Origin of the sequence: Exiguobacterium alkaliphilum 12/1 (assembly GCF_000714435.1) — a bacterium.
GTDB classification, from domain to species: Bacteria; Bacillota; Bacilli; order Exiguobacteriales; family Exiguobacteriaceae; genus Exiguobacterium; species Exiguobacterium alkaliphilum.
On the sequence record NZ_JJMW01000019.1, the window covers coordinates 62,654 to 87,444 of the forward strand.

Consider the following 24,791-nt stretch of genomic DNA (forward strand, 5'->3'; position numbering starts at 1 on the left):
GGAGGGCAATGCATTGAATTTTAAAGAACGAGGTTTATTAATCGTCTTGTCCGGTCCAAGCGGTGTCGGCAAAGGAACCGTTTGCCGCGTACTCCGTGAGGAAGAGGATAACAACCTTCAATATTCTGTATCGGCGACGACACGGAAACCACGTGAAGGTGAGATTGAAGGAGTGCATTACTTCTTTAAAACGAGAGAACAGTTTGAAGACATGATTGAGCATAAGCAATTGCTCGAGCATGCCGAGTTCGTCGGGAACTATTACGGGACACCGGTCGAGTGGGTACGCGAAACGCTCGAAGGTGGGAAGGACGTCATTTTAGAGATTGAAGTCCAAGGTGCGTTCCAAGTGAAGGAACGCTTCCCGGAAGCCGTCTTTTTATTCTTGGCCCCGCCGAGCCTGCAAGAGCTCCGCAACCGCCTCGTCGGTCGAGGTACGGAATCGGAAGAAGTCATCAAACAACGTCTGCTCGTCGCTCGTGAAGAAATCGAATTGATGGATGCCTATGATTACGTTGTGACCAATGATGAAGTCGAAAAAGCGATTGAACGCATCAAAGCGATCGTGACGGCCGAGCATTGCAAACGTGAACGTGTCGCGTCTCTCTATAAAAAAGCCATGATGGAGGTCATTTAATGTTATACCCTTCGATTGATGCCTTACAACGTACAATCCCGTCGAAGTACACGATCGTGACGGTCGCTGCTAAACGGGCCCGTCAAATTCAGGACGGAAAAGCTCCGAAAGTTGCCGCGCCAAAATCGTATAAGCCGGTCGGACAAGCGCTAGAAGAACTGTATTCGGGTGACACGACAATCATCGCGAACGAAAAGAACAACGGATGAAGTGTGACCCAAGTCGTTTGCGACTTGGGTCTCATTGTCTATAAAGGGGAGAATGGTGAATGGTGAACGATCGGAACATCTTGCTTTGTGTGAGCGGTGGGATCGCTGCTTACAAGGCGTGTGCACTCACGTCGAAACTCGTACAAGCGGGCGCGAACGTGCGCGTCGCCATGACCGCATCTGCCGAGCAGTTCGTCGGTCAAGCGACGTTCCAAGCGCTCAGCCGGAATCCGGTCTATACGGATGTGTTCGAAGAACATGACCCGACAAAAATCGCGCACATCGACGTCCCGGATACGAGTGACTTGATCGTCGTCGCACCAGCGACGGCGAACATGATTGCAAAGCTCGCGAACGGGTTAGCGGACGATTTTATCACGACTTCGATTTTAGCGGCGACGTGTCCGGTCATCATCTCGCCGGCGATGAACGTCAACATGCTCGACCATCCGGCGACGCGCCGTAACATCGAGACGCTCAAATCATACGGGTATCAAATCATTGAACCTGGCGTCGGCAACCTCGCCTGCGGTTGGATTGGCGGAGGACGTCTGCCGGAACCGGAAGACTTACTGCGCATCATCGCGAGCCAATTCGTCCCAAAACATCTCCTCGGTAAACGCGTGCTCGTGACAGCCGGCCCGACGGTCGAACGGATTGATCCGGTCCGGTTCCTTTCGAACGACTCATCCGGGAAGATGGGTGTCGCCCTCGCCGAGGCGGCCCGGGATATGGGCGCCTACGTCACGCTCGTGCACGGGCCGCTTCAAATCCCGATTCCCGACGGCGTGACCGCGCTCCCCGTCGAGTCGAGCGCGGAAATGCTCGAGACGGTGCTCGCACATTTCGACGACCAGCACCTCGTCATTAAATCGGCCGCGGTCGCCGACTATCGACCGACGACCGTCCATGCCGAGAAACATAAGAAAGTCCATGGGCCGTTGACGATCGAGCTCGAAGAGACGACAGATATATTAAAGACGCTCGGGATGAAGAAAAGGGACCAAATACTCGTCGGTTTCGCCGCCGAGACCGAGCAGCTCGAGACGCATGCCCGCGCCAAACTCGAGAAAAAGCGTGTCGATTATCTCGTGGCGAATCACGTGGCGACACCGGGCATCGGGTTCGGGGCAGACGAGAACGAGGTCACCCTCTTCCGTGCGGACGGCACGGTTCACCGGCTACCGCGCCAATCGAAACAGGAGTTGGCGCATGCGCTGTTGCTTCAATTTAAGGAAGCGATTCGATGATTGCACACGTCCACGTCGATGCACCGGTCATCACGATTGACCGGCCGTTCGATTACGAAGTGCCGGTCCAGTTCGAATCGCTCATCGAGCCGGGGATGCGTGTCTCGGTCCCGTTCGGAACGCGGCGGCTCCTTGGAATCGTCACCGGTCTGTCCGAAGGGACCCGGGACGGGCTCAAGCCGCTCGAGGCACTTCTTGATGAGGAATCGTCCTTGACCGATGAGCTGCTCGATTTGTCGACCCACGTGAAACAGACGACGCTCTGTTTCCGATCATCAGCCTTACTCGCCATGCTCCCGGCCGCGCTCAAAGTCAGTTATGACAAAGAGATAAAAGGCGAGGTGCTCCCGGAAGGGGTTCGGGCCGGTACACATTTGTCGGAATATCCGAAAGACGTCCAGTCCGTCATTCTCGATCTCGCCAAAAAAGGCGAGCTCTCGTTGTCGCCTGTATTAAAAGAAAAACGGACCGTGAAGACAGACCTCGTCATCGAACGATTGGATGCGAGTGTCGTTCCGGCCCGGGCGAAAAAGCAACAAGAAGCGATGCGTCTGCTTGAAGACGTGCCCCGCATGTATTGGTCGTCGCTCAGGCAAATCGGCCTGTCACGGGCACAGCTTCAAAAACTCGAGGCGCTCGGCGCCGTCCGGGTGACCGAGGTTGAATTGAATCGTGACCCGTACGCCTTGATTGAGCAAGTGACCGAGACGGTCGAGTTAAACGACAGTCAGACGGTCGCCGTGAGAGCGATTCGTGAAGCGGAGGCCGGGGAGACGCTGTTGTTGCATGGCGTGACAGGGAGCGGAAAGACTGAAGTATATCTCGAAGCGATTGGCCAAGTCGTCGATGAAGGCAGACAAGCGATTTTACTCGTCCCGGAAATCAGTTTGACCCCGATGATGGTGAAGCGATTCAAACGCCGTTTCGGGGACCGCGTCGCTGTGCTCCATAGCGCGCTTTCCCAAGGAGAGAAATACGACGAATGGCGTAAAATCAAGCGCCGTGAAGTCGACGTCGTCGTCGGGGCCCGTTCGGCCGTATTTGCCCCGCTCGAGAACATCGGGCTCATCATTTTAGATGAAGAGCATGAGACGACGTATAAGCAAGAAGAGAACCCGCGCTATCATGCGCGGGACGTGGCGATTTGGCGGGCCCGCTATCACGGCTGTCCGGTCGTGCTCGGCAGTGCGACACCGTCGCTCGAGTCGTATGCACGGGCGCAACGCGGCGTCTATCGCTATCTTCATTTGAAAGAGCGTTACGGTGGTAAGATGCCGCCGGTGCACATTATCGATATGCGGCGCGAACTCGCACGAGGCAACACGACGATGTTCTCGGAAGATTTGTTTGTCGCCATCAACGACCGCATCGCGAAAAAAGAACAATGTGTCATCTTGCTCAACCGGCGCGGGTTCACGACGTTCGTCATGTGTCGGGATTGCGGGGAGGGACTGACGTGCCCGCACTGTGCCGTCAACTTGACGTATCATCAACACGGCGATCGATTGAAGTGTCACTATTGTGGTTATGAGATGGGGATGCCATCCAAATGTCCATCGTGCGACAGTAAAAAATTAAACAGTTCGGTACCGGTACCCAGAAAATCGAGACGGAGCTGCTCAACCGCATCCCGGACGCGAGAATCATCCGAATGGACCAAGACACGACGTCACGCAAAGGGGCGCATGAACAACTGCTGAAACGGTTCGAGGACGGCGAGGCCGACATCTTGCTCGGCACGCAAATGATTGCCAAAGGGCTCGACTTCCCGAACGTCACGCTCGTCGGGGTACTCGCGGCCGATGCGACGCTCGGCATGCCGGACTTTCGGGCGACCGAGCGCACGTTCCAACTCGTCACACAAGTGGCGGGCCGTGCCGGTCGAGGTAAGCTTCCGGGAGAGGCGTACGTCCAAACGTACAACCCGGAGCATTACGTCATCGAGACGGCGAGTGAACATGACTATGAAGCATTTTATGAGCAGGAGATGCGACTGCGGCAAGTCGGGACGCATCCACCGTATTGGTACGTCACGCTCGTCACGATCGCGGCCGAGAACCCGCTCGTCGCGCAGACCGAGGCCGAGCAGTTCGCCGAAGACTTTATGAACATGCACATCGACCAATCGCGATTGAACGGACCGATGCCGGCGCCGCTGTCAAAATTGAAAAATATGTATCGCTATCAGCTGTTCATCAAGACGAAACAGCCCGAGTCGCTCTATCCGGCGCTCGCCACGCTCCAACAGGCACGGGCGAAAGCGATAAGCAAAAAAGAATATCAATTGAGTATCGATGTAAATCCATACGTATTCATGTGAGGTGGAACTTGATGTATAAAGTAGTAGAAGTACCAAACGAGATTTTACGGGTCGTCTGTGAGCCGGTGACGAAGTTTGATAAAAAGTTGCGTCAAACGGTCGACCGTCTGTTCGACACGATGTACGAGTATGACGGGGTCGGCGTCGCCGCGCCGCAAGTGAACTTGAACCAACGTCTCGCCGTCGTCCATACGGATGACGAGACGGGACCGCTCGTCTTGATTAACCCGGAGATCATCGAGACGTCGGGTCAAGAAGTCGGGCTCGAAGGCTGTTTGAGCATTCCGGGTGAATTCGGTTTCGTCGAACGCCATGAGACGATTGTCGTCAAGACACAAGATTTAAAAGGGCGCGAGCAGCGCGTGAAAGCGAGCGGGTTTTTCGCTCGAGCGATTCAACATGAGATTGACCACTTAGATGGTGTGTTGTTCACGGATAAGCTCGCCGTTCCGGATAAAGGGACGGACAAGCGAATCGTCTTCATGGGAACGCCGACGTTTGCCGTATCTGTGCTTGAGCGCCTGCTCGAAGAAGGATACAATGTCGTAGGTGTCGTCTCGCAACCGGATAAACCGGTCGGCCGCAAACGTGAATTGAAACCGACACCGGTGAAAGCGTGTGCGCTTCGCCACGACATTCCGGTGTTGCAGCCGGAAAAAGTTCGCACCGATTATGCGGACATCCTCGCGCTCAAGCCAGACTTGATCGTGACGGCCGCATATGGACAAATCGTCCCGACGGAGCTGTTAGAGGCACCGCCACACGGCGCCATCAACGTTCACGCTTCATTGCTACCAAAGTACCGCGGCGGGGCGCCGATTCATCAAGCGATTCTCGACGGAGAGCGCGAGACGGGCGTCACGATCATGTATATGGTCGATAAGCTCGACGCGGGTGACATGATTGCGAATACGATTGTGCCAATCGAGGAGACGGATACGGTCGGCACACTGTTCGACAAGCTCGCCGTTTCTGGCTCTGACTTGTTGATTCGGACGCTACCGGCATTTTTGGCAGGCTGGATTGAAGCAGTGCCGCAAGACGAGCAAGACGTCACGTTCGCGCCGAACATCAGTCGCGAGCGGGAAGCGCTCGACTGGACGCAACCGGGCGAAACGATTTACAACCATATCCGCGGGATGAACCCGTTCCCGACCGCCTATACGACGATTGCCGGAGAACGCGTCAAAGTGTTCGCGAGCGAGAAGACGACGGGCAGCGGGGAAGCGGGCACGATCGTCCGCCTCGAGGAGGACGGATTTGTCGTCGCGACCGGAAATGATGTCGCCATCAAAGTGACGTTGTTACAACCGGCTGGAAAAAAACAAATGGACGGTGCCACGTTCATGCGTGGAGCTGGACAGAAACTGCAAGTGGGCGACCAATTAGGAGGATGACATGAACGTAAGACAAGCAGCGCTTGATACGCTGATTAAAATTGAACAAGGCGGGGCCTATTCGACGATTGCCGTCAACGATTTGTTGAAACAAAAGAAGTTGGCCCCGAAAGATGTCGGCCTCTACACAGAACTCGTCTACGGGACGCTCGGGCGGAAACGGACGCTCGATTATATTTTAGAGAAACGGATTCAGAATCCGAGGAAGCTCGACCGTTTCGTTTTGCCGTTGTTGCGCATGAGTGTGTATCAACTGTTTTATCTCGACAAAGTGCCTGACCGCGCCGTCTTGCATGAGGCGGTCGAAATCGCGAAAAAGCGTGGCCATTCGGGCACTGGTAAATTCGTGAACGGCGTACTCCGAAACGTGCTTCGCGACGGATTCCCTGATTTGTCGACATTGCCGGACGTGAAACGCATCGCCATCGAACATAGCCATCCCGATTGGCTCGTCGCCGATTGGGTCGATACGTACGGCGTCGAAGCGACAGAGGCGATGTGTAAATTGAACAATGAGCCGGCACCGGTCACCGTCCGGGTCAACCGGAAACAGACGACCGTCGAGGCGGTGATGAACCGTTTAGCCGACGAAGGGGTACTGACGTCACGTTCCGAGTTGTCAGAAGACGGGCTCGTCATCGAATCGGGGAACGTCCACGCGACATCCTTGATTGATGAAGGGTTGCTCTCCGTTCAAGATGAGAGTTCGATGCTCGTCGCCGACGCGATCGGTGTCGACGCGAATGATGACGTGCTCGACGCATGTGCCGCCCCGGGCGGTAAAGCGATGCATACGGCCGAACGGATGGACGGTGGCTCGCTCACGGCGCTCGACTTGCACCCGCACAAAGCAAAATTGATTGAACGCCAAGCGAAACGTCTTCAGATCGATGGAGTGACCGCACTTGCCCTCGATGCGCGTAGCGCCGGAGACAAGTTCGAACGAGAGAGCTTTGACCGAATTTTGCTCGACGTCCCGTGTTCAGGGTTAGGCGTCATTCGCCGGAAACCGGACATCAAGTGGACAAAAGACAAAGCCGGACTCGCAGGGCTACCGAAAGTCCAGCGGGAAATTATCGACGCTGTCTTGCCTCTCTTAAAACGAGGTGGTACGCTAGTGTACTCGACATGTACAATCGACCCGTCTGAGAATGAGCAGCAGGCCGACTATATCTTGTCGAACGGATTGACGTGGGATGACACGCTCCGTGAGCGACTCCCGCACGCTGTACGTTCGATGGTGCCATCGGACCGTGCTGAACTTAAATTACTCCCGACGTCGTTCGGGACGGACGGCTTCTATATCGCCGCATTCAAGAAAGAGGTATAAACATGAATCCAAAAGCAGTTGAAAAAAATCCATTGGTCGGTGCCAAACCGTCACTTTATTCCCTCACGTACGCAGAGCTCGAACAGTGGCTCATCGAGGCAGGAGAAAAGTCGTTCCGCGCGAAACAGTTATACGACTGGATGTACGTCAAGCGGGTGACATCGTTCGACGACATGACGAACGTCTCGAAGCCGCTCCGCGAGAAATTAGACGCGGCGTTCCAATTGACGACGCTCAAAGAACTCGTCCGTCAAGAGTCACAGGACGGGACGATCAAGTTCTTGTTCGAGCTTCAAGACGGTTATTCCATCGAGACGGTGCTCATGCGCCATGAGTACGGCAACTCGGTCTGTGTCACGACCCAAGTCGGCTGCCGCATCGGCTGCACGTTCTGTGCCTCGACGCTCGGCGGTTTGAAACGTAACCTAGAAGCCGGTGAAATCACGGCCCAGGTGCTCGACGTCCAACGCGCGCTCGACGCGAGCGGTGAACGTGTCGACTCGATCGTCGTCATGGGAATCGGCGAACCGTTTGATAACTACGACGAATTGATGCGCTTTTTGCGCACGGTCAACCACGACGACGGCTTGAACATCGGTTCACGCCACATCACGGTGTCGACGAGTGGGATCGTACCGAAAATCTACAAGTTCGCCGATGAAGGGATGCGTATCAACTTCGCCATCTCGCTTCACGCGCCGACGACGGAAATCCGGACACGTCTCATGCCGATCAACCGGGCCTACAACTTGGATAAGTTGATGGAAGCCGTCAATTACTATACGGAGAAGAGCGGTCGCCGCATCACGTTCGAATACGGTTTATTTGGCGGCGTCAACGACACGGAAGAGCACGCGCATCAACTCGCCGACTTGTTGAAAGGCGTCAAATGTCACGTCAACTTGATTCCGGTCAACCACGTACTCGAGCGTGACTACGTCCGCACACCGCGTAAACAAATTTTTGCCTTTGAAAAAGTGCTCAAAGATCGAAAAGTGAACGTGACGATTCGTCGCGAACAAGGTTCGGATATCGATGCCGCTTGTGGGCAGCTTCGAGCGAAGGAGCGCGAACAAGAAACGAGGTAATGGGAAAGATGGAATTAGCCTATCGAACCGACCGTGGGCAAGTGAGGACGCAAAACGAGGATGCCGTTCTGATTTTAGGGGACGAGCACGCCGGAATCGCCCTCGTTGCCGACGGGATGGGCGGGCATGAAGCCGGGGAAGTCGCGAGTGAACTCGTCATCGAACAGTTCCGACGCGCTTTCCCGACGCTTCCGGCCACGCCGATGGAAATGGAGCAGTGGTTCCGCGACAACGTGGAACTAGCCAATGAACAAGTGCTCGCCTTTTCAAAACAGTCGAACCTCGTCATGATGGGGACGACGATTGCCGGGGTGTGCTGGCACGATGAGACGATCGTCATCGTTCACGTCGGGGACAGCCGCGTCTATGCGTTACGCGACGGGGCGCTGCATCAGTTGACCGAAGACCATTCTTACGTCAACGTCTTGAAACAGCTCGGTGAACTGACCGAGGAAGAGATGCGGGTCCATCCGAAACGGAATATCATCACGCGCGCGATTGGTTCTAACGAGCACGTCGAACCTGATTTACAAGTATTTGCCGAACCTGAATTCGACACGATTCTAATCTGTACGGACGGGTTGACGAATCACTTGACGGATGAAGATATATTGCTCGTGCTCGAACGTCCGATTTCTGCTGACGTCAAAGCCGATCAATTGATCGATCAAGCCAACCGCTTGGGCGGAAGCGACAACATTACCGTCGCCATCGTCCAATTCACAGATAGAAAGAGAGGATGAATCCGATGCGAAGCGGAGAACGAATTAACGATCGTTATCGGATCGAACAGCAAATCGGCAGCGGGGGTATGGCAAATGTCTATCGGGCCCACGATGAGATTTTGAACCGTACTGTCGCCATCAAAGTGTTACGATCTGAATTCTCGCATAACGAACAGTTTATCCGACGGTTCGAACGAGAAGCCCACGCGGCAACTAGCCTCAACCATCCGAATATCGTCGCCATCTATGACGTCGGGGATGAGCAAGACATCTATTATATCGTCATGGAGCATGTCGATGGGATGACGCTCAAACAATATTTGCAAGAAGAATACATATCTGTCGAAGAGGCGTTACGCATCATGGGACAGATTTGTGATGCAATTGACCACGCCCATGCGAACCGAATCATCCATCGCGACATCAAACCACAAAACATGATGATCGACCAAAACGGCAACGTGAAAGTGACCGACTTCGGAATCGCCGTCGCCATGTCGAACGCGACGCTCACGCATACGATGTCGGTGCTCGGCTCGGTCCATTACTTCTCACCAGAGCAGGCACGTGGAAAGTTCGCCGACGAGAAATCGGATATTTATTCGCTCGGTGCCGTGTTGTACGAACTCGTGACCGGACGTGTTCCGTTCATCGGAGAGACGCCGGTCGCCGTCGCACTTCAGCATCTGCAAGACGACCCGATTCGACCGATGGACTTGAACCCGAAGATTCCGCAAGCGCTTGAGAACTGTATCATGCAGGCGCTCGCGAAATCGCCAGGCGCACGACACACGTCGGTCGCCTCATTCAAGAAAGACTGCATGACTTCACTCGACCCGGCGCGCGCGAACGAGCCGAAACGAGTGAATGCGGAACAAGATGCGTTCGACCAGACGCTCGTCATGGCACCGGTCGTCGCGGAAGAGACGACGCCACCGAGCGAGCAGCCGTCGAAACCGGTCGCACCGGTCGAGCCGAAACCGGACGCCAAGAAACCGAAGAAACGCAAATGGTGGCTCTGGTTATTGCTCGCGCTGTTACTCATCGGCGGTGGAATCGGGGCGTACGTCGTCGCAGACGAGATGTCACGGTCCGTCGTACCTGACGTCGTCGGAATGACTGAAGACGAGGCGACGACAGAACTCGAGGCTTCGGGCTTCGTCGTCGATGTGACGGAACGGGCTAGTGACAACATCGAAGCTGGTAACGTCATTTCACAAAATCCACCGGCCGGACGGAAGCCAAAACGCGGTACGACGGTCACGCTCGTCGTCTCGGCAGGGAAAGAGACGGTCCGGATGCCGGACGTCGAAGGGTTGTCCCAGTCGGCGGCAGAGCGAACGTTGAAAGACTTGGACTTCACGGATATCGACATCCAAAAAGAAGCTTCGGAGACGGTCGATAACGGAGATGTCATCTCACAATCGCTCGCTCCGGGCGAAGAAGTCGTCCCGTCAGAAGTGACGGTCACGCTCGTCGTGTCGACGGGCAGCAATAAAATCGAACTTGCCAACTTGGCCGGTTACACGTTCGAAGAAGCGACGACGTACGCCGAACAAAACAACTTGAAAATCGTCAAGCGTGACGAGTATTCGACGAGCGTACCTTCGAACCAAATCATCCGCCAGCTGCCGACAGCAGGCACGGCCGTTGACCCAGGTACGGAATTGACGGTCATCGTCTCGCTCGGTGTCGAACCGACGGATGCGTCCATCGAACGAGAAGTGAGCGTTGAGATTGAACCACCGGCAGAAGGCGAGACGCCTGAGCCCGTCGAGGTCGTCATTCGGACGGTCGATGCGCGTGGCGAGATTGAAGTGCTCCGTGATAAGATAACGGAGACGACGACATACTCCTATACGCTCGTCATCGCGCCTGATGAAGTCGGGACGGCGACGATTGAAGTCGATGGGGAAGTCGTTCGGACCGACTCGGTCACGTACGCCCAAGCGAAGGATGCACAATAACAAAGAGGTGGCGTGCGCGTCACCTCTTTTTCTAGGAGGAAACAGGATGAAAGGAACGATCATTCGCCTACAAGGCGGTTTTTACGATGTCATGACAGAAACAAAGCAAGAGATTCGCTGTCGTGCACGCGGAAATTTCCGTAATCGCAACATCTCGCCGGTCGTCGGAGACGATGTTGAGATTCAAGATCAAAAAGACGGGACCGGCTACATTTTAGCCGTCGACGAGCGGTCGAACCACCTCGTCCGACCACCGATCGCCAATATCGATCAAGCGTTCTTACTGTTCTCGGTGAAGGAACCGGCTTTCTCGTATCACTTGCTCGATCGTTTTCTCGTCTTGATTGAATCGAAACAGATTCATCCGATCATCGTGTTGACGAAGATGGACCTGCTGAATGAGGATGAGATGGAAGCAATTGAACAGGCGGCTTCGCTCTATCGGTCGATTGGCTATGACGTCATCGAGACGTCGACAGAGAAAGGGTCTGGGGTCGAGGCGATACGGGACTTGTTCGAGGCGAAGACAAGTGTATTTGCGGGTCAGACCGGTGTCGGGAAGAGTTCACTGTTGAACGCCGTCGCGCCTGAACTTGAGCTTGCGACCGGGAAAATCTCGAAGTCGCTCGGCCGCGGGAAGCATACGACGCGTCATGTCACGCTAATTCAACTCGGCGGTGGTCTCGTCGCCGACACGCCTGGCTTCTCAAGCCTCGAGTTCCCACAAGAGCTCGAAGCGGAAGAGTTGCGTTGGTGCTTCCCCGAGTTCGTCGAACGACATGACGACTGCAAGTTCCGGGGCTGTGCCCACGTGAACGAGCCGGGCTGTGCCGTCAAGGCGGCCGTCGAATCGGGCGAAATCGCTTCCACTCGTTACGACAACTATGTTACGTTTATGGAAGAGATTAACGATAGACAACGGAGGTACTGAACTGATGATTAAAATTGCACCATCGATTTTAGCGGCGGACTTCGCCAACCTAGAAGCAGAAGTGAAAGCGGTCGAGACGGCCGGGGCCGATTATATCCATTTTGACGTCATGGACGGACAGTTCGTCCCGAACATCTCGATTGGCTTGCCTGTCCTTTCGAGCTTACGTCAAAAGACCGACATGGTATTGGACGTCCACTTGATGATTGACCAGCCGGAACGGTTCGTCGATGATTTCATTAAAGCGGGAGCGGACATCGTCACGATCCACGTCGAGGCGACGAATCACGTACATCGCGTCTTGCAACAAATCAAGGCGGCCGGGGCGAAAAGTGGGGTCGTCTTGAACCCGCATACGCCAATCAGTACGATTGAGCATGTCGTCCAAGACGTCGACATGGTGCTTCTTATGACCGTGAACCCGGGCTTTGGGGGGCAGGCGTTCATCGAGTCGGTCGTTCCGAAAATCGCAGCACTCCGCGAGATGCGTCAAGCACGTGGGCTCGACTTTGAAATCGAGATTGATGGCGGCGTGAACGCGACGACTGCGAAACTGTGCATCGACGCAGGGGCTGACGTCCTCGTTGCGGGCTCGGCGATTTACAACGAACCGGACTATAAAGCAGCAATCGATGGCATTCGCAACGCATCTCGTGTATAATCGAGGATAGAACAACAAATATTGTCGCAAGGGGTGTCACATCTGTGGCTGAGAGGCATGCGCTAACCCTTTGAACCTGTTCCGTTCACACGGACGTAGGGATGTGGCGAAAATGCACGTTGCGAATCCAAGCAGCATGGCGTTTACGTCATGCTGCTTTTTGTCGTTCTTTACGATAAAGGGGGAAATGGAAAATGAAACAAAAATTAACACTACAGGCGCTGATTGAGATTTCACTCTTCTCGGCGCTCGCCTTGATCTTTGATTTGCTCATGCCGTATCGGATGCCGCAAGGTGGGTCGATCACACTCGTCATGTTGCCGATTTTCGTGATGGCGTATCGCCATGGATTAAAAGGCGGTCTCGCGACCGGCGCGCTCGTCGGGACGCTCCAACTGCTGTTCGGCGCCTACATCTTCACGCCGGTCCAATTTTTAGTCGACTACACGTTCGCGTATGGCCTCGTCGGGATGGCGGGCGTCTTCGCCGGACAAGTGAAACGGGCCGCCAAAGACGGTTCGAAAAAGACGCTCGTCCTCTATTTGGTGCTCGGGGCGCTCCTCGGTTCGCTCCTCCGTTACGCCGCGCACGTCCTGTCGGGAATCGTCTTCTTCGCCCAATATGCGGAAGGGCCGGTCGTCGCCTATTCGCTCGGCTATAACATGACGTATATGCTCCCGTCCTTCTTGATTGCGACGATCGTGCTCGTGCTCTTGTTCACGACGGCGCCGCGCTTCGCGACGCTCGCCACGCGGGACGTCCGCTAATGCGTGTCTTGATTGTGGCGGCTAGTCCGTCACCCGTTCCGTCTCTTCCCGACGACGTCGATTACGTCATCGCTGTCGACGGGGGTTACGCGACGCTCCTCGCCCAAGGGATTGAACCGAACCTCGTCGTCGGCGACTTCGATTCGTTCACGGGAGTCGTACCGGATGAGGCGTTACGCTATCCGTCTGAAAAAGACGTGACCGACCTCGAGATCGCCCTCGAGGCGGCACGCGGGCATGGGGCTGACGAGATGCTCGTCTACGGGGCGCTCGGAGGCAGGCTCGACATGACGCTCGGGAACATCGGGTTGCTCGAGGCTTACCCGGAGATGTGTCTTTATGCCGACGGCCAAATCGTCTCTCTCGCACGGGAGGGCCGACACGCGCTTGCGCGGCGTGACGACCATTATTTGTCGCTCATTCCATGGAAGCGGGCGAACGTCACGATCCGTGGCGTCAAATACCCGCTCGACCGTCACGACGTCGTCAGCCACGAGGCGTTGACGATTTCAAACGAGTGGGACGCAAAAACGGCAGAACTCGTCGTACATGACGGTATGGTCCTCGTCTTGTACGTCAAAAAATAAGCACAAAAAAATCCCATCGGCGCATGCCGCTGGGATTTGTTTCGTTCGTGTATAAGATTATACGCGTTCAACGAGACCTGATTTAAGAGCGCGAGCTGAAACCCAAACGCGTTTCGGTTTACCGTCAACGAGAATACGAACTTTTTGTACGTTTACACCCCAAGTACGTTTCGTCTTGTTGAGTGCGTGCGAACGGTTGTTACCTGACTTAGGTGATTTACCTGTTACGTAGCATTTACGTGCCATGCGTTTCCCCTCCTTTTTTATGTGGGTTCGTCCTAATAGACACTCGTTTATATTAGCACGGGTTTTTTCCCGATGCAACTAGAAAATAATAGTATGACAAGAAAAAAACTTGACATTACTGGTAAGGATTTTAATAATGGATGAGGGTTACGACCACAATTGACCGAGTTTAGGAGCAGGTCCTTTAAATAACGAGGTAGATATTGTAGAATGTAGTGAAGGAATCATTCCGAATGAAGGAGGCTACTCCATATGGCAATTGATATGAAGACAACATATGGCAATATTGACATTACGAACGACGTCGTGGCAACACTCGCGGGTGGCGCGGCGATGGAATGTTTCGGAGTCGTCGGCATGGCGTCTCAAGCTCAATTGAAAGACGGAATCGCGGAACTATTGAAACGTGAGAACTACGCGCGCGGTGTCGTCGTACGACAAGATGGTGATGATGTACATATCGACATGCACATTATTGTCAGCTACGGTACGAAAGTGTCAGAAGTGGCATACAACGTGCAAAGTCGCGTGAAGTACACGCTCGGTGAAACGTTAGGATTAAACGTTTCGTCAGTAAACATATTCGTCCAAGGCGTTCGGCTGACGAATGACTGACGGAAACGGAGGAGGATTTGGTGTGGGTTTAAAACGTCTAGATGGATTGGTGCTCGCGAACATGATCGCAAACGGAGCAGCCAACTTAAGTCAAAATGCGGATTACGTGGATTCGCTTAACGTTTTCCCGGTCCCAGACGGGGATACAGGAACGAACATGAACTTGACGATGACGTCAGGAGCGAAGGAAGTCGCGGCACTCAACACGGAGAACGCGGCCGACGTGTCGGCGAAATTTGCGCGCGGGTTATTGATGGGGGCGCGTGGGAACTCAGGCGTCATCTTAAGTCAATTATTCCGTGGATTCGGCAAGTCGATTGAAGGCAAGTCAGAACTCTCGACTCTCGATTTCGCAGAGGCGCTCAAACGCGGTGTCGATACGGCGTATAAAGCGGTCATGAAACCGGTTGAAGGAACGATTTTGACGGTCGCCCGTGAAGCGGCAGACGAGGCACTCGTCGCGGCCGAGTCGACAAGTGACTTCAACGAATTGATGGAGCGAATCGTCGCTGAGGCGAAAGCGTCGCTCGATCGCACACCGGACTTGCTTCCGGTATTGAAAGAAGTCGGCGTCGTCGACTCTGGCGGCCAAGGGTTACTCGTCATCTATGAAGGGTTCCTCGCCACGCTCGAAGGGAAAGAACTTGAAAAACCGCACACACCGGTCATGGACGCGCTCATCGAAGCCGAACATCACGCCCATGCGGCCCAAGGATTCATGTCGACCGAAGACATCGAATTTGGTTACTGCACGGAAATCATGGTTCGTTTCCAAGATGAGAAGTTGAAAGACGCACCGTTCAATGAAGATGCGTTCCGGAACGAACTGTCTGAACTCGGAGACTCGCTCCTCGTCGTCGCCGACGAAGAATTGCTCAAAGTTCACGTCCACGTCGAGACGCCAGGAGACGTCATCACGAAAGGACAACGTTTCGGCGAGCTCGTCGCGGTCAAAATCGAGAACATGCGTCAACAGCATTCGACGATTCTCGAAGAAGAGCACGGCGCGAACCAACACGGTGTCCAACCGACTCCAGTAGCGACAGCTCCGAAACCAAAAGCGCCATACGCAATCGTCACGGTTGCGATGGGTGAAGGCGTCAGCGACTTGTTCCGCTCACTCGGAGCAGCACACGTCATCGAAGGCGGGCAGACGATGAACCCATCGACGGAAGATATCGTCAAGGCAGTCGAAGCGGCGAACGCCGAGCACGTCTTCATCTTCCCGAACAACTCAAACATCATCATGGCAGCGGAGCAAGCAGCTTCGGTCGCCCCATGCGGTGTCTCGGTCATCCCGACGAAGACGGTCCCACAAGGACTCGCAGCGGCAATCGCCTTCAATCCAGAGGCGGACGTCGAGACGAACGAGTCAGGCATGAAATCGGCGGCAAGTGCGGTCAAGTCTGGCCAAGTGACGTACGCCGTCCGTGATACGAGTATCGACGGTGTCGAGATTCGGAAAGACGACCATATGGCCATTGCCGAGAAGAAGATCGTCGCCTCTTCGGCTTCGAGTCTCGAAGCGGCAAAACAACTCGTCGACGCGCTCATCGATGCAGACGATGAGATTATCACGATTTTAACAGGAGAAGGTTCATCGGCTGAAGACGTCGCGGAACTGTCGGCTTATATCGAATCGAAGAACGATGAGATTGAAATCGAAGTTCATGACGGGAAGCAACCGCTCTACTCCTATATTTTTAGTGTGGAATAAGCTGTATCTCGGCCCTACCTTCTGTATAATGAAGGTAGGGTTTTTTGAAAGGGGGAAATGCGATGAAATATCGCAGTGTGTTTGATATCATCGGTCCGGTCATGGTCGGACCGTCCAGTTCGCATACGGCCGGCGCCGCGCGTATCGGTCTCATGGCTGGGAAGTTGTTCGGTCGGCAACCGCGCGTCGCCCGCATCACGTTTTACGGTAGTTTTGCCGACACGTATCGCGGACACGGGACCGATGTCGCCATCGTCGGCGGCATCATGGGATTCGATACGTTCGATTTGCGCATCCCACAAGCGCTTGACATCGCTCGCGAACGCGGAATCGAGGTCCGGTTCGAGACGAGCGATGCATTGACGGACCATCCGAACACGGCCCGCGTCCATCTCGAGGATGAGGACGGGACGTTTGAAATCGTCGGAATCTCGATTGGTGGTGGTACGATTGAAATCACCGAGTTGAACGGCTTCCCACTGAAACTATCTGGCGGTGGCCCGGCGCTCGTCGTCTTGCATCATGATCGCTTCGGGGCGATTGCGGCGGTGACGGGCATCCTCGCCAAGCACGAACTGAACATCGGCCATATGGAAGTGAGCCGCCATGAAAAAGGCAAACAAGCGCTTATGGCGATCGAGATTGATGAACATTTATCAAAAGACGTGTTGGCGGAGATTGAACGGTTGCCACAAATCGAACGGGTAGCCATCTTTGGGGAATAAGGAGAATCGATTATGTTTAAATCAGTAGAAGAATTGGTCCGGACGGCGACGGAACGAGGCGTCCCGATCTCGGAAGTGATGATTGAGCAAGAGATGCACGTACGTCGGGCGTCCCGCGAGGACGTGTTCGGGATGATGGAACGGAACCTCGAGGTGATGGAAGAAGCGGTCGAGCGTGCGCTCCAAGGCGTGACGTCCGTCACCGGCCTCACAGGCAACGATGCCGTGCTCATGCAAGACTACGTCCGGTCCGGGAAATCGCTCGCCGGCGATTTGATTTTAGATGCGGTCGCCAAAGCGATTGGGACGAACGAAGTGAACGCTGCGATGGGACGGATTTGTGCGACGCCGACGGCAGGGAGCGCTGGTGTCGTACCGGGTACACTCTTTGCGGTGAAAGACCGGCTTGAGATGGACCGTGAAGCGATGGTCCGTTACTTGTTCACGTCCGGTGCGTTCGGGTTCGTCGTGGCGAACAACGCCTCAATCTCTGGTGCGGCCGGTGGTTGTCAAGCCGAGGTCGGTTCCGCGACGGGAATGGCGGCTGCGGCAATCGTCGAAGCTGCCGGCGGGACGCCAGAACAGTCGGCGACAGCGTTCGCAATCGCCTTGAAAAACATGCTCGGGCTCGTCTGTGACCCGGTCGCCGGGCTCGTCGAAGTGCCGTGCGTGAAACGAAACGCCATGGGCGGCGCCAATGCGGTCGTTGCGGCCGATATGGCGCTCGCGGGCATCACGTCGCGCATCCCGTGTGACGAAGTCATCTCGGCGATGCATGAGATTGGTCAAATGATGCCGACGGCGCTCAAAGAGACGGCACGTGGCGGATTGGCGAACACACCGACGGCTCGTCGACTCGAGAAAAACATCTTCGGAGCGAAAGAAAATGTCGAGAAGTGAGCCGCTCACGACACTAAAAGGTATCGGGCCGGAAATGGCCAAAAAATTAGAGGCGATGGGTCTCGAACGAATCGAGGACGTGCTTGAGCACGTCCCGTTTCGTTATGAGAACTATAATAGTGGGACGGTGACGACGGCCGTGCATGGGGATCTCGTCAAATGGAGCGGCACGGTGCAAGCCGAACCGCTCGTCCGCTATTATAGTAAAGGGAAGAACCGGCTTCAGTTCCGGCTCTTACTCGAGGAGCGGTACGTCGTGCACGTGACGATGTTCAACCGCGCGTTCTATAAAGACAAATTGACGCTCGGATCGACCGTGACGGTCAAAGGGAAATGGGATATGAACCGGATGACGATCAGTGCGACCGATCTCGAGTTCGGGAAATTGTCGGATGGGCTCCAACCGATTTACTCGCTCCGAGCCGGCCTGACCCAAAAGAACTTCAGCCGGATCGTCAAGCTCGCGTTCAACGAAGTGACGACGTTCGAGGACCGTTTGCCGACGTCAATCCGTGAACGCTATCGTCTCAAAGACCGGGCCTCGATGCTCAGAGGGATGCATTTCCCGGAATCGGTCGACGCGTACAAGCAAGCGCGCCGCAGTTACGTCTATGAGGAGTGCCTGCTCTATCAATTGAAGTTGCAGGCGTTTCGTAAAATGGAACGGTCCGGGAAAGGACGCGCGCTCACACTCGACAAGCAACAGTTGAACGCGTTCGTCAAACAGTTGGCGTTTCCGCTCACCGGTGCGCAGACGCGCGTCGTCCGGGAAATCATCGGCGACCTGGAACGGCCAGAACGGATGAACCGCTTGTTACAAGGGGATGTCGGGAGCGGGAAGACCGTCGTTGCCGCGATTGCCTTGTATGCGACCGTGCGAGCGGGATTCCAAGGGGCGCTCATGGTCCCGACTGAGATATTGGCCGAACAACACGTCGCGTCACTTCAAGCCCTTTTCGAGCCGTACGGCATCCGCGTCGCGCTACTCACGAGTTCGGTCAAAGGCAAAGCGCGGACAGAGTTGCTCACCGCCATCAAAGCGGGCGACGTCGACATCATCGTCGGGACGCACGCGTTGATTCAAGGACCAGTCGAGTTCAATCGATTACACTTGGCCATCACGGATGAACAGCATCGGTTCGGCGTCGAACAGCGCAAAATGCTTCGCGACAAGGCCGAACTCGCTGATGTGCTCTATATGACGGCGACCCCGATTCCACGCACACTCGCCATCAGTGCGTTCGGGGAGATGGACGTCTCGACAATCGATGAAATGCCGGCCGGCCGAAAACCGATCGAGACGTATTGGGCCAAACCCGACCAAATCGAACGCGTCCATACGATGGTCGAACGGGAACTCGCTCTCGGGCGCCAAGCGTACGTCATCGCGCCGCTCATCGAGGAATCGGATACGCTCGAAGTCGAGAGTGCGACGGCGCTCTTTGAACTGTTGCAACAGCGTTTCCCGAGTACGGCGATTGGTCTCATGCACGGGAAGTTGGCGAGTAGCGAAAAAGATGAGGTCATGAAGGCGTTCGCGGCCGCTGAGTTAAAAGTGCTCGTCTCGACGACGGTCGTCGAGGTAGGCGTGAACGTACCGAACGCCTCGCTCATCATCATCCACGACGCCGAACGGTTCGGCTTGGCGCAGTTGCACCAATTGAGAGGACGTGTCGGACGGGGTGCCGACCAATCGTACTGTATTTTAATCGGCGACCCGAAATCGGACGTCGGGAAGTTGCGCCTGAAGACGATGACCGAGACGAACGACGGTTTCGTCTTGGCCGAGAAAGATCTCGAGCTGCGAGGGGCGGGTGACTTCTTCGGGACGGCCCAGAGCGGCCTGCCGAGCTTCCGTGTCGCCGATCCCGTCCTCGACCTGAAAGTAATGGAGGTCGCGATGCAAGACGCGGTCCGTCTGCTCGGTAGCGACACGTTTTGGCACGAACCGGCATACGGACCGCTTCGCGACTATTTGAAGCGTCTCGATTTGCTCGTCGGCGAAAGGTTAGAATAACACTTGAAAATAAAACCTAAAGAATATATACTGCTATTAGTACCAGGTATTAAGTTCTTTAGCATAGAGTTTAGGAGGGAACTGAATGCGGGTACCTAAGAAAGAGCGGCAACGCTTGCTGCAAGAAACGATTGAACAAAACCCGTTCATCAAGGACGACGAACTATCCAAACAGTTCGCTGTCAGCATTCAAACGATTCGACTCGATCGGATGGAGCTAAAGATTCCGGAAGTACGGGAACGGATCAAGCATGTTGCTTCAGAACACCTCGATGAAGTGAAGTCGCTCGCGATGAGCGAGGTCATCGGTGATATGATTGACTTGAAACTTGACGAATCGGCCATCTCGGTCCTCGACATAGAGCGAGAACACGTCTTTAGCCGCAACGAAATCGCCCGGGGGCACGTCTTGTTCGCCCAGGCCAACTCGTTAGCGGTGGCGCTCATCAACGATGAATTGGCGTTGACCACTAAAGCGGAAATCCGCTTTAGTCGCCAAGTGCATCTCGGTGAGCGAGTCGTTGCCAAGGCTCGTGTGATCAAACTGCGTCGGGACGGACGGACGGACGTCACAGTGGAAAGTTATGTTGGCGATGAATGTGTCTTCAGTGGAGACTTCACGATTTATCGTCGCGGTGAGGAGGAACAAGCATGAAGTTAGCAATCGATGCAATGGGCGGGGATCATGCCCCGAAAGCGATCGTGGATGGCGTCAAGCAATTCGTCGACCGCTTCCCGAACGAACAAATGGAACTCTTTTTAGTCGGGGACGCGGTGAAGCTCGCTTCCTACGGATTGACCGATTCGCGGGTCACAATCGTGCCTGCAAGTGAAGTCATCACCGGAGAAGACGAGCCGGTCCGGGCGGTTCGCCGTAAAAAAGACAGCTCGCTCGTCGTGGCGGCACAACTCGTCAAAGACGGGAAAGCCGACGCACTCGTTTCAGCGGGTAATACTGGGGCGCTCATGGCGGTCTCGTTATTCGTCATCGGACGGATTCCAGGAATCGAACGCCCGGCCCTATCGCCAACGTTCCCTACATATACGGGAAGCGGCGTCGTCATTCTAGACGTCGGGGCGAACCCCGACGCGAAGCCTGAACATCTGGTCGACTACGCCATCATGGGTTCGCTCTATGCGGAGCACGTCCGCGGTGTCAGTCGTCCGCGCGTCGCACTCCTCAATATCGGGACCGAGGCAGGGAAAGGAAATGCGCTGACGAAAGAAGCGTTCCCCCTCCTTGAACAAGCACCGGTCCACTTCGTCGGTAACGTCGAAGCCCGAGAGGCGATGTCAGGCGACGTCGACGTCATCGTGACGGAAGGATTTGCCGGAAACATTTTATTGAAAGGTGTCGAAGGCTCTTCGTCGATGCTCATGAAGATGATGAAAGAGCAATTCACGAGCGACGTCGTCTCGAAGCTTGCTGCTCTCGTCTTAAAACCGAAGTTGAAAAAATTGAAACAGACGCTAGATTACCGTGAGCAAGGTGGGGCCGGATTGTTCGGCATCAACGCACCTGTCATCAAGGCCCACGGATCGAGCGACGCCCTCGCCATCATGAGCGCGCTCAAACAAGCGAAAATCATGGTGGAGCACGACGTCGTCGCTAAAATCAAACAAGCCACTGCGAAGACCGCAGATTAAAGTAAAGAAGGTGAGTACATGGGGAAGACAGCATGGATATTTCCGGGACAAGGCTCACAAGCCGTCGGCATGGGCCAAACGTTCTTAGACCGTCCTGAAACGTTACAAACGATTGGTCGTCGCCTCGGGTTTGACTTACTCGATGTGATGGCAGCCGGGTCGAAAGAAGAGCTTCAACAGACCGAGGTGGCCCAACCGGCCATCGTGGCGCATGCGGCATCGCTCGCACTCGCGTATGGGGAGACCGGGGCGGCGCCAGATGTCGTCATCGGTCACAGCGTCGGCGAATATGCGGCCCTCGTCATCGCGGGCGTCATCGATTTGGAAGAGGCGAGCGTTCTCGTACGTGAACGCGGGAAACTCATGTCCGAGGTGAAAGACGGGACGATGGCAGCGGTGATCGGGATGACCGATGTCGCCGAAGCGTTCCACGTCACCGAAAAAATCAGTGCTAGCGGCAACCTTGTACAAATCGCCAACTATAACTGTCCGGGTCAATTCGTCATCTCAGGGCACGTCGACGCGATTAAGCAAGCAGAGACGGAACTGAAGGCAGCGGGCGCGAAACGTGTCTTGCCGCTCGACGTCTCAGGGGCGTTCCATAGCGCCTACATGATGCCTGCTGCGTCACGCTTCAAAGACGTCTTAGCGTCGTCGCCGTTCAAGCCGGCGTCAATCGGCATCGTCTCGAACGTCGATGCTGACGTCCATACGGACCCGGATCAGCTAAAGGCGTTACTTGCCGAGCAACTGTACGCATCGGTCCGTTTTGAGGATTGTGTCCGTAAAGCGATTGACTCAGGCGTCGATACGTTCATCGAATTCGGGCCGAGCTCGCCGCTTTCAGGCTTGATTAAGCGAATCGACAAGAACGTGACGCTCAAGCAAGTGACGACGTTAGAGGAAGTGGCATCGTTAGGAGGAGAAGTACGTGCATGACCATGTAGCCATCGTGACCGGTGCGTCCCGAGGAATTGGGGCCGCCATCGCGAAGCGTTTAGGGGAGGACGGCTTTCGGGTCGTCGTGAATTACTCGGGTAGTGTCGAGAAAGCAAACGCGGTCGTAGCCGCGATTGAAGAAAATGGTGGCGAGGCGATCGCCGTTCAGGCCGACGTCTCGAACGCCGATGATGTGAAGGCGCTCGTCAAGACGACGATTGAGACGTTCGGTCGTCTCGACTGTCTCGTCAACAACGCCGGCATCACGCGTGACGGATTGCTCATGCGCATGAAAGAGGCCGATTTTGATGATGTGCTCTCGACGAACTTGAAAGGGGCGTTCTTGACGTCACAAGCCGTGACGCGCCCACTTCTCAAGTCATCTGCTGGGCGCATCATCAACATCGCCTCGGTCGTCGGCATTACCGGAAATGCCGGCCAGGCGAACTATGCGGCGGCGAAGGCTGGACTTATCGGATTGACGAAGTCGGTCGCCCGTGAACTTGCCGGTCGCCACGTGACGGTCAACGCCGTTTGTCCTGGATTCATCGAGACCGATATGACCGATGCGCTCACGGAAGCGCAACGCGACGCGACGCTCGGGCAAATCCCGTTCAATCGCTTCGGTCAAGTCGAAGAAGTGGCGAACCTCGTCTCGTTCCTCGCATCAGACAAAGCCGCCTACGTCACCGGTCAAACGATTGCCGTCGACGGCGGCATGACAATGGCGTAAAACAGAACTTTACCAATCACAACACATTTTATATACTTTAATCTGGAGGGATTTTATCATGACAAAAGAACAAATCTTAGTAGACGTACAAGCAGCAGTGGCCGAGAAGCTCGGCGTAGACGTGGCAGAAGTAACGGCTGACAAATCGTTTAAGGACGACCTCGGCGCGGACTCGCTCGAAGTGATGGAAATGGTCATGGACCTCGAAGACAAGTTCGACATCACGATCGAGGACGAAGATGCAGAGAAACTCGCAACGGTCGGCGACGTCGTCGCGTATATCGAAACAAAAGTGTAATCCAGCTTCCCACCGCTCATTCCGAGCGGTGGGCATGCTTCTATTTGGAGGGAACCATGACAAAAGACAAACGACGGTTTGACCGTCAAGGGTCGGCACAGCGGCGCCGACGAAACGAAATCGAACGCGCGCGCATCCTCGAGCAGTTCAATGCGCTCGAACGAAAGCTCTCGGTTCAGTTCGCGAATAAAGAGCTATTGATGCAGGCGTTCACGCATTCCTCATATGTGAATGAACAACGTGGACTGAAGAAAGACAATGAACGATTGGAGTTTTTAGGAGACGCAGTCCTCGAACTGACCGTCTCACGATTTTTGTATGAGACGTACCCGGAGCGCTCCGAGGGGGAATTAACGAAGTTACGGGCTGCCATCGTGTGTGAGCCATCGCTCGTCAACTTTGCCGAAGCTTACGCTTTCTCTGAGTTCATCCTGCTTGGGAAAGGAGAAGAGTTGACGGGTGGACGTAAACGTCCGGCGTTGCTCGCTGATGTGTTCGAATCTTACATCGGCGCACTCTATCTCGACCAAGGGATCGAACCAGTCGAACAGTTCCTCGCCGAAGCGGTTTTTCCGAAAGTCTTGGCCGGTGTGTTTGAAGAACAGACGGATTATAAGAGCCAGCTGCAAGAGAGCGTCCAGCGGGAAGGTCTCGGTCCGGTCTCCTATACGATTATCGAAGAGCGCGGTCCGGCCCATAGCCGGGAGTTCGTCGCGCACGCCCGTTTGTCTGACGATATCGTCGGAGAAGGGGTCGGTCGCTCGAAAAAGGAAGCAGAACAGATTGCCGCGAAAGAGGCGTTAATCGAATTCAATCGGCGCTACGCCGACCTATGAAAAAGAGTGAGCCGCCGCGGCTCACTCTTTTTCAGTTCAATTGTCCGAGCTCCTCGACGATGCCGTCGACTTCAGAGATGGAGAGCGATGAGCGGTTCATCACGTAGTCATAAATCTCTTTCACGGCCGAGCTGTCGGCCCGGTTATATTCTTCGGCTTTGATTGCGCCGCGGTTGATGATGTTCATCTTGTCGAGAATCGCCTCGATCATTTGTTCGTTCGTCATGTGTCGTACCCCTTTCTACAGTT

General features: G+C 55.1%; 25 protein-coding genes, 2 pseudogenes and 1 riboswitch. Of the genes and pseudogenes, 25 read left to right on the forward strand and 2 right to left on the reverse strand.

Going from position 1 to position 24,791, the window contains the following annotated elements; all coding sequences use genetic code 11:
• The first annotated feature begins 13 nt into the window (after window positions 1-13).
• The 14 genes and pseudogenes from gmk to RT52_RS03275 all read left to right on the forward strand — a co-directional run bounded on the left by gmk (window position 14) and on the right by RT52_RS03275 (window position 13,869).
• Window positions 14-637, forward strand: coding sequence for a guanylate kinase (gene gmk / locus RT52_RS03210; RefSeq protein WP_081825825.1), 624 nt, complete (start codon window positions 14-16; stop codon window positions 635-637).
• A complete protein-coding gene (gene rpoZ, locus RT52_RS03215) occupies window positions 637-846 on the forward strand; it encodes a DNA-directed RNA polymerase subunit omega (protein ID WP_034806394.1) in 210 nt (69 codons plus the stop codon). The genes gmk and rpoZ overlap by 1 nt, the downstream gene beginning before the upstream one ends.
• 59 nt (window positions 847-905) lie before the next feature.
• Complete coding sequence (gene coaBC / locus RT52_RS03220) at window positions 906-2,096, forward strand: bifunctional phosphopantothenoylcysteine decarboxylase/phosphopantothenate--cysteine ligase CoaBC (protein WP_034815054.1); 1,191 nt, start codon at window positions 906-908, stop codon at window positions 2,094-2,096.
• A pseudogene (gene priA, locus RT52_RS03225) lies at window positions 2,093-4,416 on the forward strand (primosomal protein N'). Before coaBC ends, priA begins: the two are co-directional and overlap by 4 nt.
• Window positions 4,417-4,427: 11 nt before the next feature.
• Window positions 4,428-4,853: pseudogene (gene def, locus RT52_RS16695) on the forward strand (peptide deformylase); the annotation flags it as partial.
• The gene (gene fmt, locus RT52_RS03235) at window positions 4,842-5,813 is read left to right on the forward strand and encodes a methionyl-tRNA formyltransferase (protein ID WP_256440919.1); all 972 of its coding nucleotides are present in this window, start codon (window positions 4,842-4,844) and stop codon (window positions 5,811-5,813) included. The pseudogene def and the gene fmt, both read left to right, overlap by 12 nt.
• Before the next feature lies 1 nt (window position 5,814).
• Window positions 5,815-7,143, forward strand: coding sequence for a 16S rRNA (cytosine(967)-C(5))-methyltransferase RsmB (gene rsmB / locus RT52_RS03240; protein WP_034815055.1), 1,329 nt, complete (start codon window positions 5,815-5,817; stop codon window positions 7,141-7,143).
• Window positions 7,144-7,145: 2 nt separating this feature from the next.
• Entirely contained in the window at window positions 7,146-8,231 is a 1,086-nt protein-coding gene (rlmN, locus tag RT52_RS03245; RefSeq protein WP_034808979.1) for a dual-specificity RNA methyltransferase RlmN, read from the forward strand.
• An 8-nt stretch (window positions 8,232-8,239) separates the two neighbouring features.
• Window positions 8,240-8,974 (forward strand): Stp1/IreP family PP2C-type Ser/Thr phosphatase, encoded by a 735-nt coding sequence (locus tag RT52_RS03250; protein ID WP_034815466.1) that lies wholly within the window; start codon window positions 8,240-8,242, stop codon window positions 8,972-8,974.
• Between the two features lie 5 nt (window positions 8,975-8,979).
• On the forward strand, window positions 8,980-10,923 hold the full coding sequence (pknB, locus tag RT52_RS03255; protein WP_034815056.1) for a Stk1 family PASTA domain-containing Ser/Thr kinase: 1,944 nt from the start codon (window positions 8,980-8,982) through the stop codon (window positions 10,921-10,923).
• 46 nt (window positions 10,924-10,969) lie between these two features.
• Window positions 10,970-11,854: a ribosome small subunit-dependent GTPase A gene (gene rsgA, locus RT52_RS03260; protein ID WP_034815058.1), complete on the forward strand. Its 885-nt coding sequence runs from the start codon at window positions 10,970-10,972 to the stop codon at window positions 11,852-11,854.
• Window positions 11,855-11,858: 4 nt separating this feature from the next.
• Window positions 11,859-12,515: a ribulose-phosphate 3-epimerase gene (rpe, locus tag RT52_RS03265; RefSeq protein WP_034815060.1), complete on the forward strand. Its 657-nt coding sequence runs from the start codon at window positions 11,859-11,861 to the stop codon at window positions 12,513-12,515.
• Window positions 12,516-12,534: 19 nt separating this feature from the next.
• Window positions 12,535-12,634, forward strand: a riboswitch (TPP riboswitch).
• A 75-nt stretch (window positions 12,635-12,709) separates the two neighbouring features.
• Window positions 12,710-13,282, forward strand: a complete 573-nt coding sequence (gene thiT / locus RT52_RS03270) for an energy-coupled thiamine transporter ThiT (protein ID WP_034808975.1) — start codon at window positions 12,710-12,712, stop codon at window positions 13,280-13,282.
• Window positions 13,282-13,869 (forward strand): thiamine diphosphokinase, encoded by a 588-nt coding sequence (locus RT52_RS03275; RefSeq protein ID WP_034808974.1) that lies wholly within the window; start codon window positions 13,282-13,284, stop codon window positions 13,867-13,869. The genes thiT and RT52_RS03275 overlap by 1 nt, the downstream gene beginning before the upstream one ends.
• A gap of 57 nt (window positions 13,870-13,926) precedes the next feature.
• Here RT52_RS03275 and rpmB read toward each other — a convergent pair whose 3' ends face one another.
• Entirely contained in the window at window positions 13,927-14,115 is a 189-nt protein-coding gene (gene rpmB, locus RT52_RS16150) for a 50S ribosomal protein L28 (protein WP_015881349.1), read from the reverse strand.
• A gap of 252 nt (window positions 14,116-14,367) precedes the next feature.
• On the opposite strand from rpmB, the gene RT52_RS03280 reads away from it, so the two are divergent.
• From RT52_RS03280 to rnc, 11 genes are all read left to right on the forward strand, one after another.
• Window positions 14,368-14,730 carry an Asp23/Gls24 family envelope stress response protein gene (locus RT52_RS03280; protein ID WP_034808973.1) on the forward strand — a complete coding sequence of 121 codons (363 nt, stop codon included), beginning with the start codon at window positions 14,368-14,370 and terminating at the stop codon, window positions 14,728-14,730.
• 22 nt (window positions 14,731-14,752) lie between these two features.
• Window positions 14,753-16,447: a DAK2 domain-containing protein gene (locus RT52_RS03285; protein ID WP_034815062.1), complete on the forward strand. Its 1,695-nt coding sequence runs from the start codon at window positions 14,753-14,755 to the stop codon at window positions 16,445-16,447.
• Between the two features lie 62 nt (window positions 16,448-16,509).
• Window positions 16,510-17,172, forward strand: coding sequence for an L-serine ammonia-lyase, iron-sulfur-dependent subunit beta (gene sdaAB, locus RT52_RS03290; RefSeq protein ID WP_034808970.1), 663 nt, complete (start codon window positions 16,510-16,512; stop codon window positions 17,170-17,172).
• Between the two features lie 12 nt (window positions 17,173-17,184).
• The gene (gene sdaAA, locus RT52_RS03295) at window positions 17,185-18,072 is read left to right on the forward strand and encodes an L-serine ammonia-lyase, iron-sulfur-dependent, subunit alpha (RefSeq protein WP_034808968.1); all 888 of its coding nucleotides are present in this window, start codon (window positions 17,185-17,187) and stop codon (window positions 18,070-18,072) included.
• The gene (gene recG / locus RT52_RS03300; RefSeq protein ID WP_034815064.1) at window positions 18,059-20,089 is read left to right on the forward strand and encodes an ATP-dependent DNA helicase RecG; all 2,031 of its coding nucleotides are present in this window, start codon (window positions 18,059-18,061) and stop codon (window positions 20,087-20,089) included. Before sdaAA ends, recG begins: the two co-directional genes overlap by 14 nt.
• Before the next feature lie 85 nt (window positions 20,090-20,174).
• Complete coding sequence (gene fapR / locus RT52_RS03305; protein WP_034815065.1) at window positions 20,175-20,744, forward strand: transcription factor FapR; 570 nt, start codon at window positions 20,175-20,177, stop codon at window positions 20,742-20,744.
• Window positions 20,741-21,736, forward strand: a complete 996-nt coding sequence (gene plsX, locus RT52_RS03310; protein WP_034808962.1) for a phosphate acyltransferase PlsX — start codon at window positions 20,741-20,743, stop codon at window positions 21,734-21,736. Before fapR ends, plsX begins: the two co-directional genes overlap by 4 nt.
• An 18-nt stretch (window positions 21,737-21,754) precedes the next feature.
• Entirely contained in the window at window positions 21,755-22,675 is a 921-nt protein-coding gene (gene fabD / locus RT52_RS03315) for an ACP S-malonyltransferase (protein ID WP_034815067.1), read from the forward strand.
• Window positions 22,668-23,408, forward strand: a complete 741-nt coding sequence (gene fabG / locus RT52_RS03320) for a 3-oxoacyl-[acyl-carrier-protein] reductase (protein WP_034808958.1) — start codon at window positions 22,668-22,670, stop codon at window positions 23,406-23,408. The genes fabD and fabG overlap by 8 nt, the downstream gene beginning before the upstream one ends.
• A gap of 58 nt (window positions 23,409-23,466) precedes the next feature.
• A complete protein-coding gene (acpP, locus tag RT52_RS03325; protein WP_034808956.1) occupies window positions 23,467-23,706 on the forward strand; it encodes an acyl carrier protein in 240 nt (79 codons plus the stop codon).
• Between the two features lie 56 nt (window positions 23,707-23,762).
• Window positions 23,763-24,542: a ribonuclease III gene (rnc, locus tag RT52_RS03330; RefSeq protein ID WP_051622719.1), complete on the forward strand. Its 780-nt coding sequence runs from the start codon at window positions 23,763-23,765 to the stop codon at window positions 24,540-24,542.
• A 31-nt stretch (window positions 24,543-24,573) separates the two neighbouring features.
• Here rnc and RT52_RS03335 read toward each other — a convergent pair whose 3' ends face one another.
• Entirely contained in the window at window positions 24,574-24,768 is a 195-nt protein-coding gene (locus tag RT52_RS03335) for a DUF1128 family protein (RefSeq protein ID WP_034808954.1), read from the reverse strand.
• Window positions 24,769-24,791: the final 23 nt, after the last annotated feature.

Bases quoted from the DNA above. Each gene is read 5' to 3' on its own strand.
- rnc (WP_051622719.1), top strand. From the start codon at position 23,763: ATGACAAAAGACAAACGACGGTTTGACCGTCAAGGGTCGGCACAGCGG.
- rlmN (WP_034808979.1), top strand. From the start codon at position 7,146: ATGAATCCAAAAGCAGTTGAAAAAAATCCATTGGTCGGTGCCAAACCG.
- acpP (WP_034808956.1), top strand. From the start codon at position 23,467: ATGACAAAAGAACAAATCTTAGTAGACGTACAAGCAGCAGTGGCCGAG.
- pknB (WP_034815056.1), top strand. From the start codon at position 8,980: ATGCGAAGCGGAGAACGAATTAACGATCGTTATCGGATCGAACAGCAA.
- RT52_RS03250 (WP_034815466.1), top strand. From the start codon at position 8,240: ATGGAATTAGCCTATCGAACCGACCGTGGGCAAGTGAGGACGCAAAAC.
- sdaAA (WP_034808968.1), top strand. From the start codon at position 17,185: ATGTTTAAATCAGTAGAAGAATTGGTCCGGACGGCGACGGAACGAGGC.
- rsmB (WP_034815055.1), top strand. From the start codon at position 5,815: ATGAACGTAAGACAAGCAGCGCTTGATACGCTGATTAAAATTGAACAA.
- recG (WP_034815064.1), top strand. From the start codon at position 18,059: ATGTCGAGAAGTGAGCCGCTCACGACACTAAAAGGTATCGGGCCGGAA.
- rsgA (WP_034815058.1), top strand. From the start codon at position 10,970: ATGAAAGGAACGATCATTCGCCTACAAGGCGGTTTTTACGATGTCATG.
- RT52_RS03275 (WP_034808974.1), top strand. From the start codon at position 13,282: ATGCGTGTCTTGATTGTGGCGGCTAGTCCGTCACCCGTTCCGTCTCTT.
- fapR (WP_034815065.1), top strand. From the start codon at position 20,175: ATGCGGGTACCTAAGAAAGAGCGGCAACGCTTGCTGCAAGAAACGATT.
- fabD (WP_034815067.1), top strand. From the start codon at position 21,755: ATGGGGAAGACAGCATGGATATTTCCGGGACAAGGCTCACAAGCCGTC.
- thiT (WP_034808975.1), top strand. From the start codon at position 12,710: ATGAAACAAAAATTAACACTACAGGCGCTGATTGAGATTTCACTCTTC.
- RT52_RS03335 (WP_034808954.1), bottom strand. From the start codon at position 24,768: ATGACGAACGAACAAATGATCGAGGCGATTCTCGACAAGATGAACATC.
- sdaAB (WP_034808970.1), top strand. From the start codon at position 16,510: ATGAAATATCGCAGTGTGTTTGATATCATCGGTCCGGTCATGGTCGGA.
- coaBC (WP_034815054.1), top strand. From the start codon at position 906: ATGGTGAACGATCGGAACATCTTGCTTTGTGTGAGCGGTGGGATCGCT.
- rpe (WP_034815060.1), top strand. From the start codon at position 11,859: ATGATTAAAATTGCACCATCGATTTTAGCGGCGGACTTCGCCAACCTA.
- rpoZ (WP_034806394.1), top strand. From the start codon at position 637: ATGTTATACCCTTCGATTGATGCCTTACAACGTACAATCCCGTCGAAG.
- rpmB (WP_015881349.1), bottom strand. From the start codon at position 14,115: ATGGCACGTAAATGCTACGTAACAGGTAAATCACCTAAGTCAGGTAAC.
- RT52_RS03280 (WP_034808973.1), top strand. From the start codon at position 14,368: ATGGCAATTGATATGAAGACAACATATGGCAATATTGACATTACGAAC.
- plsX (WP_034808962.1), top strand. From the start codon at position 20,741: ATGAAGTTAGCAATCGATGCAATGGGCGGGGATCATGCCCCGAAAGCG.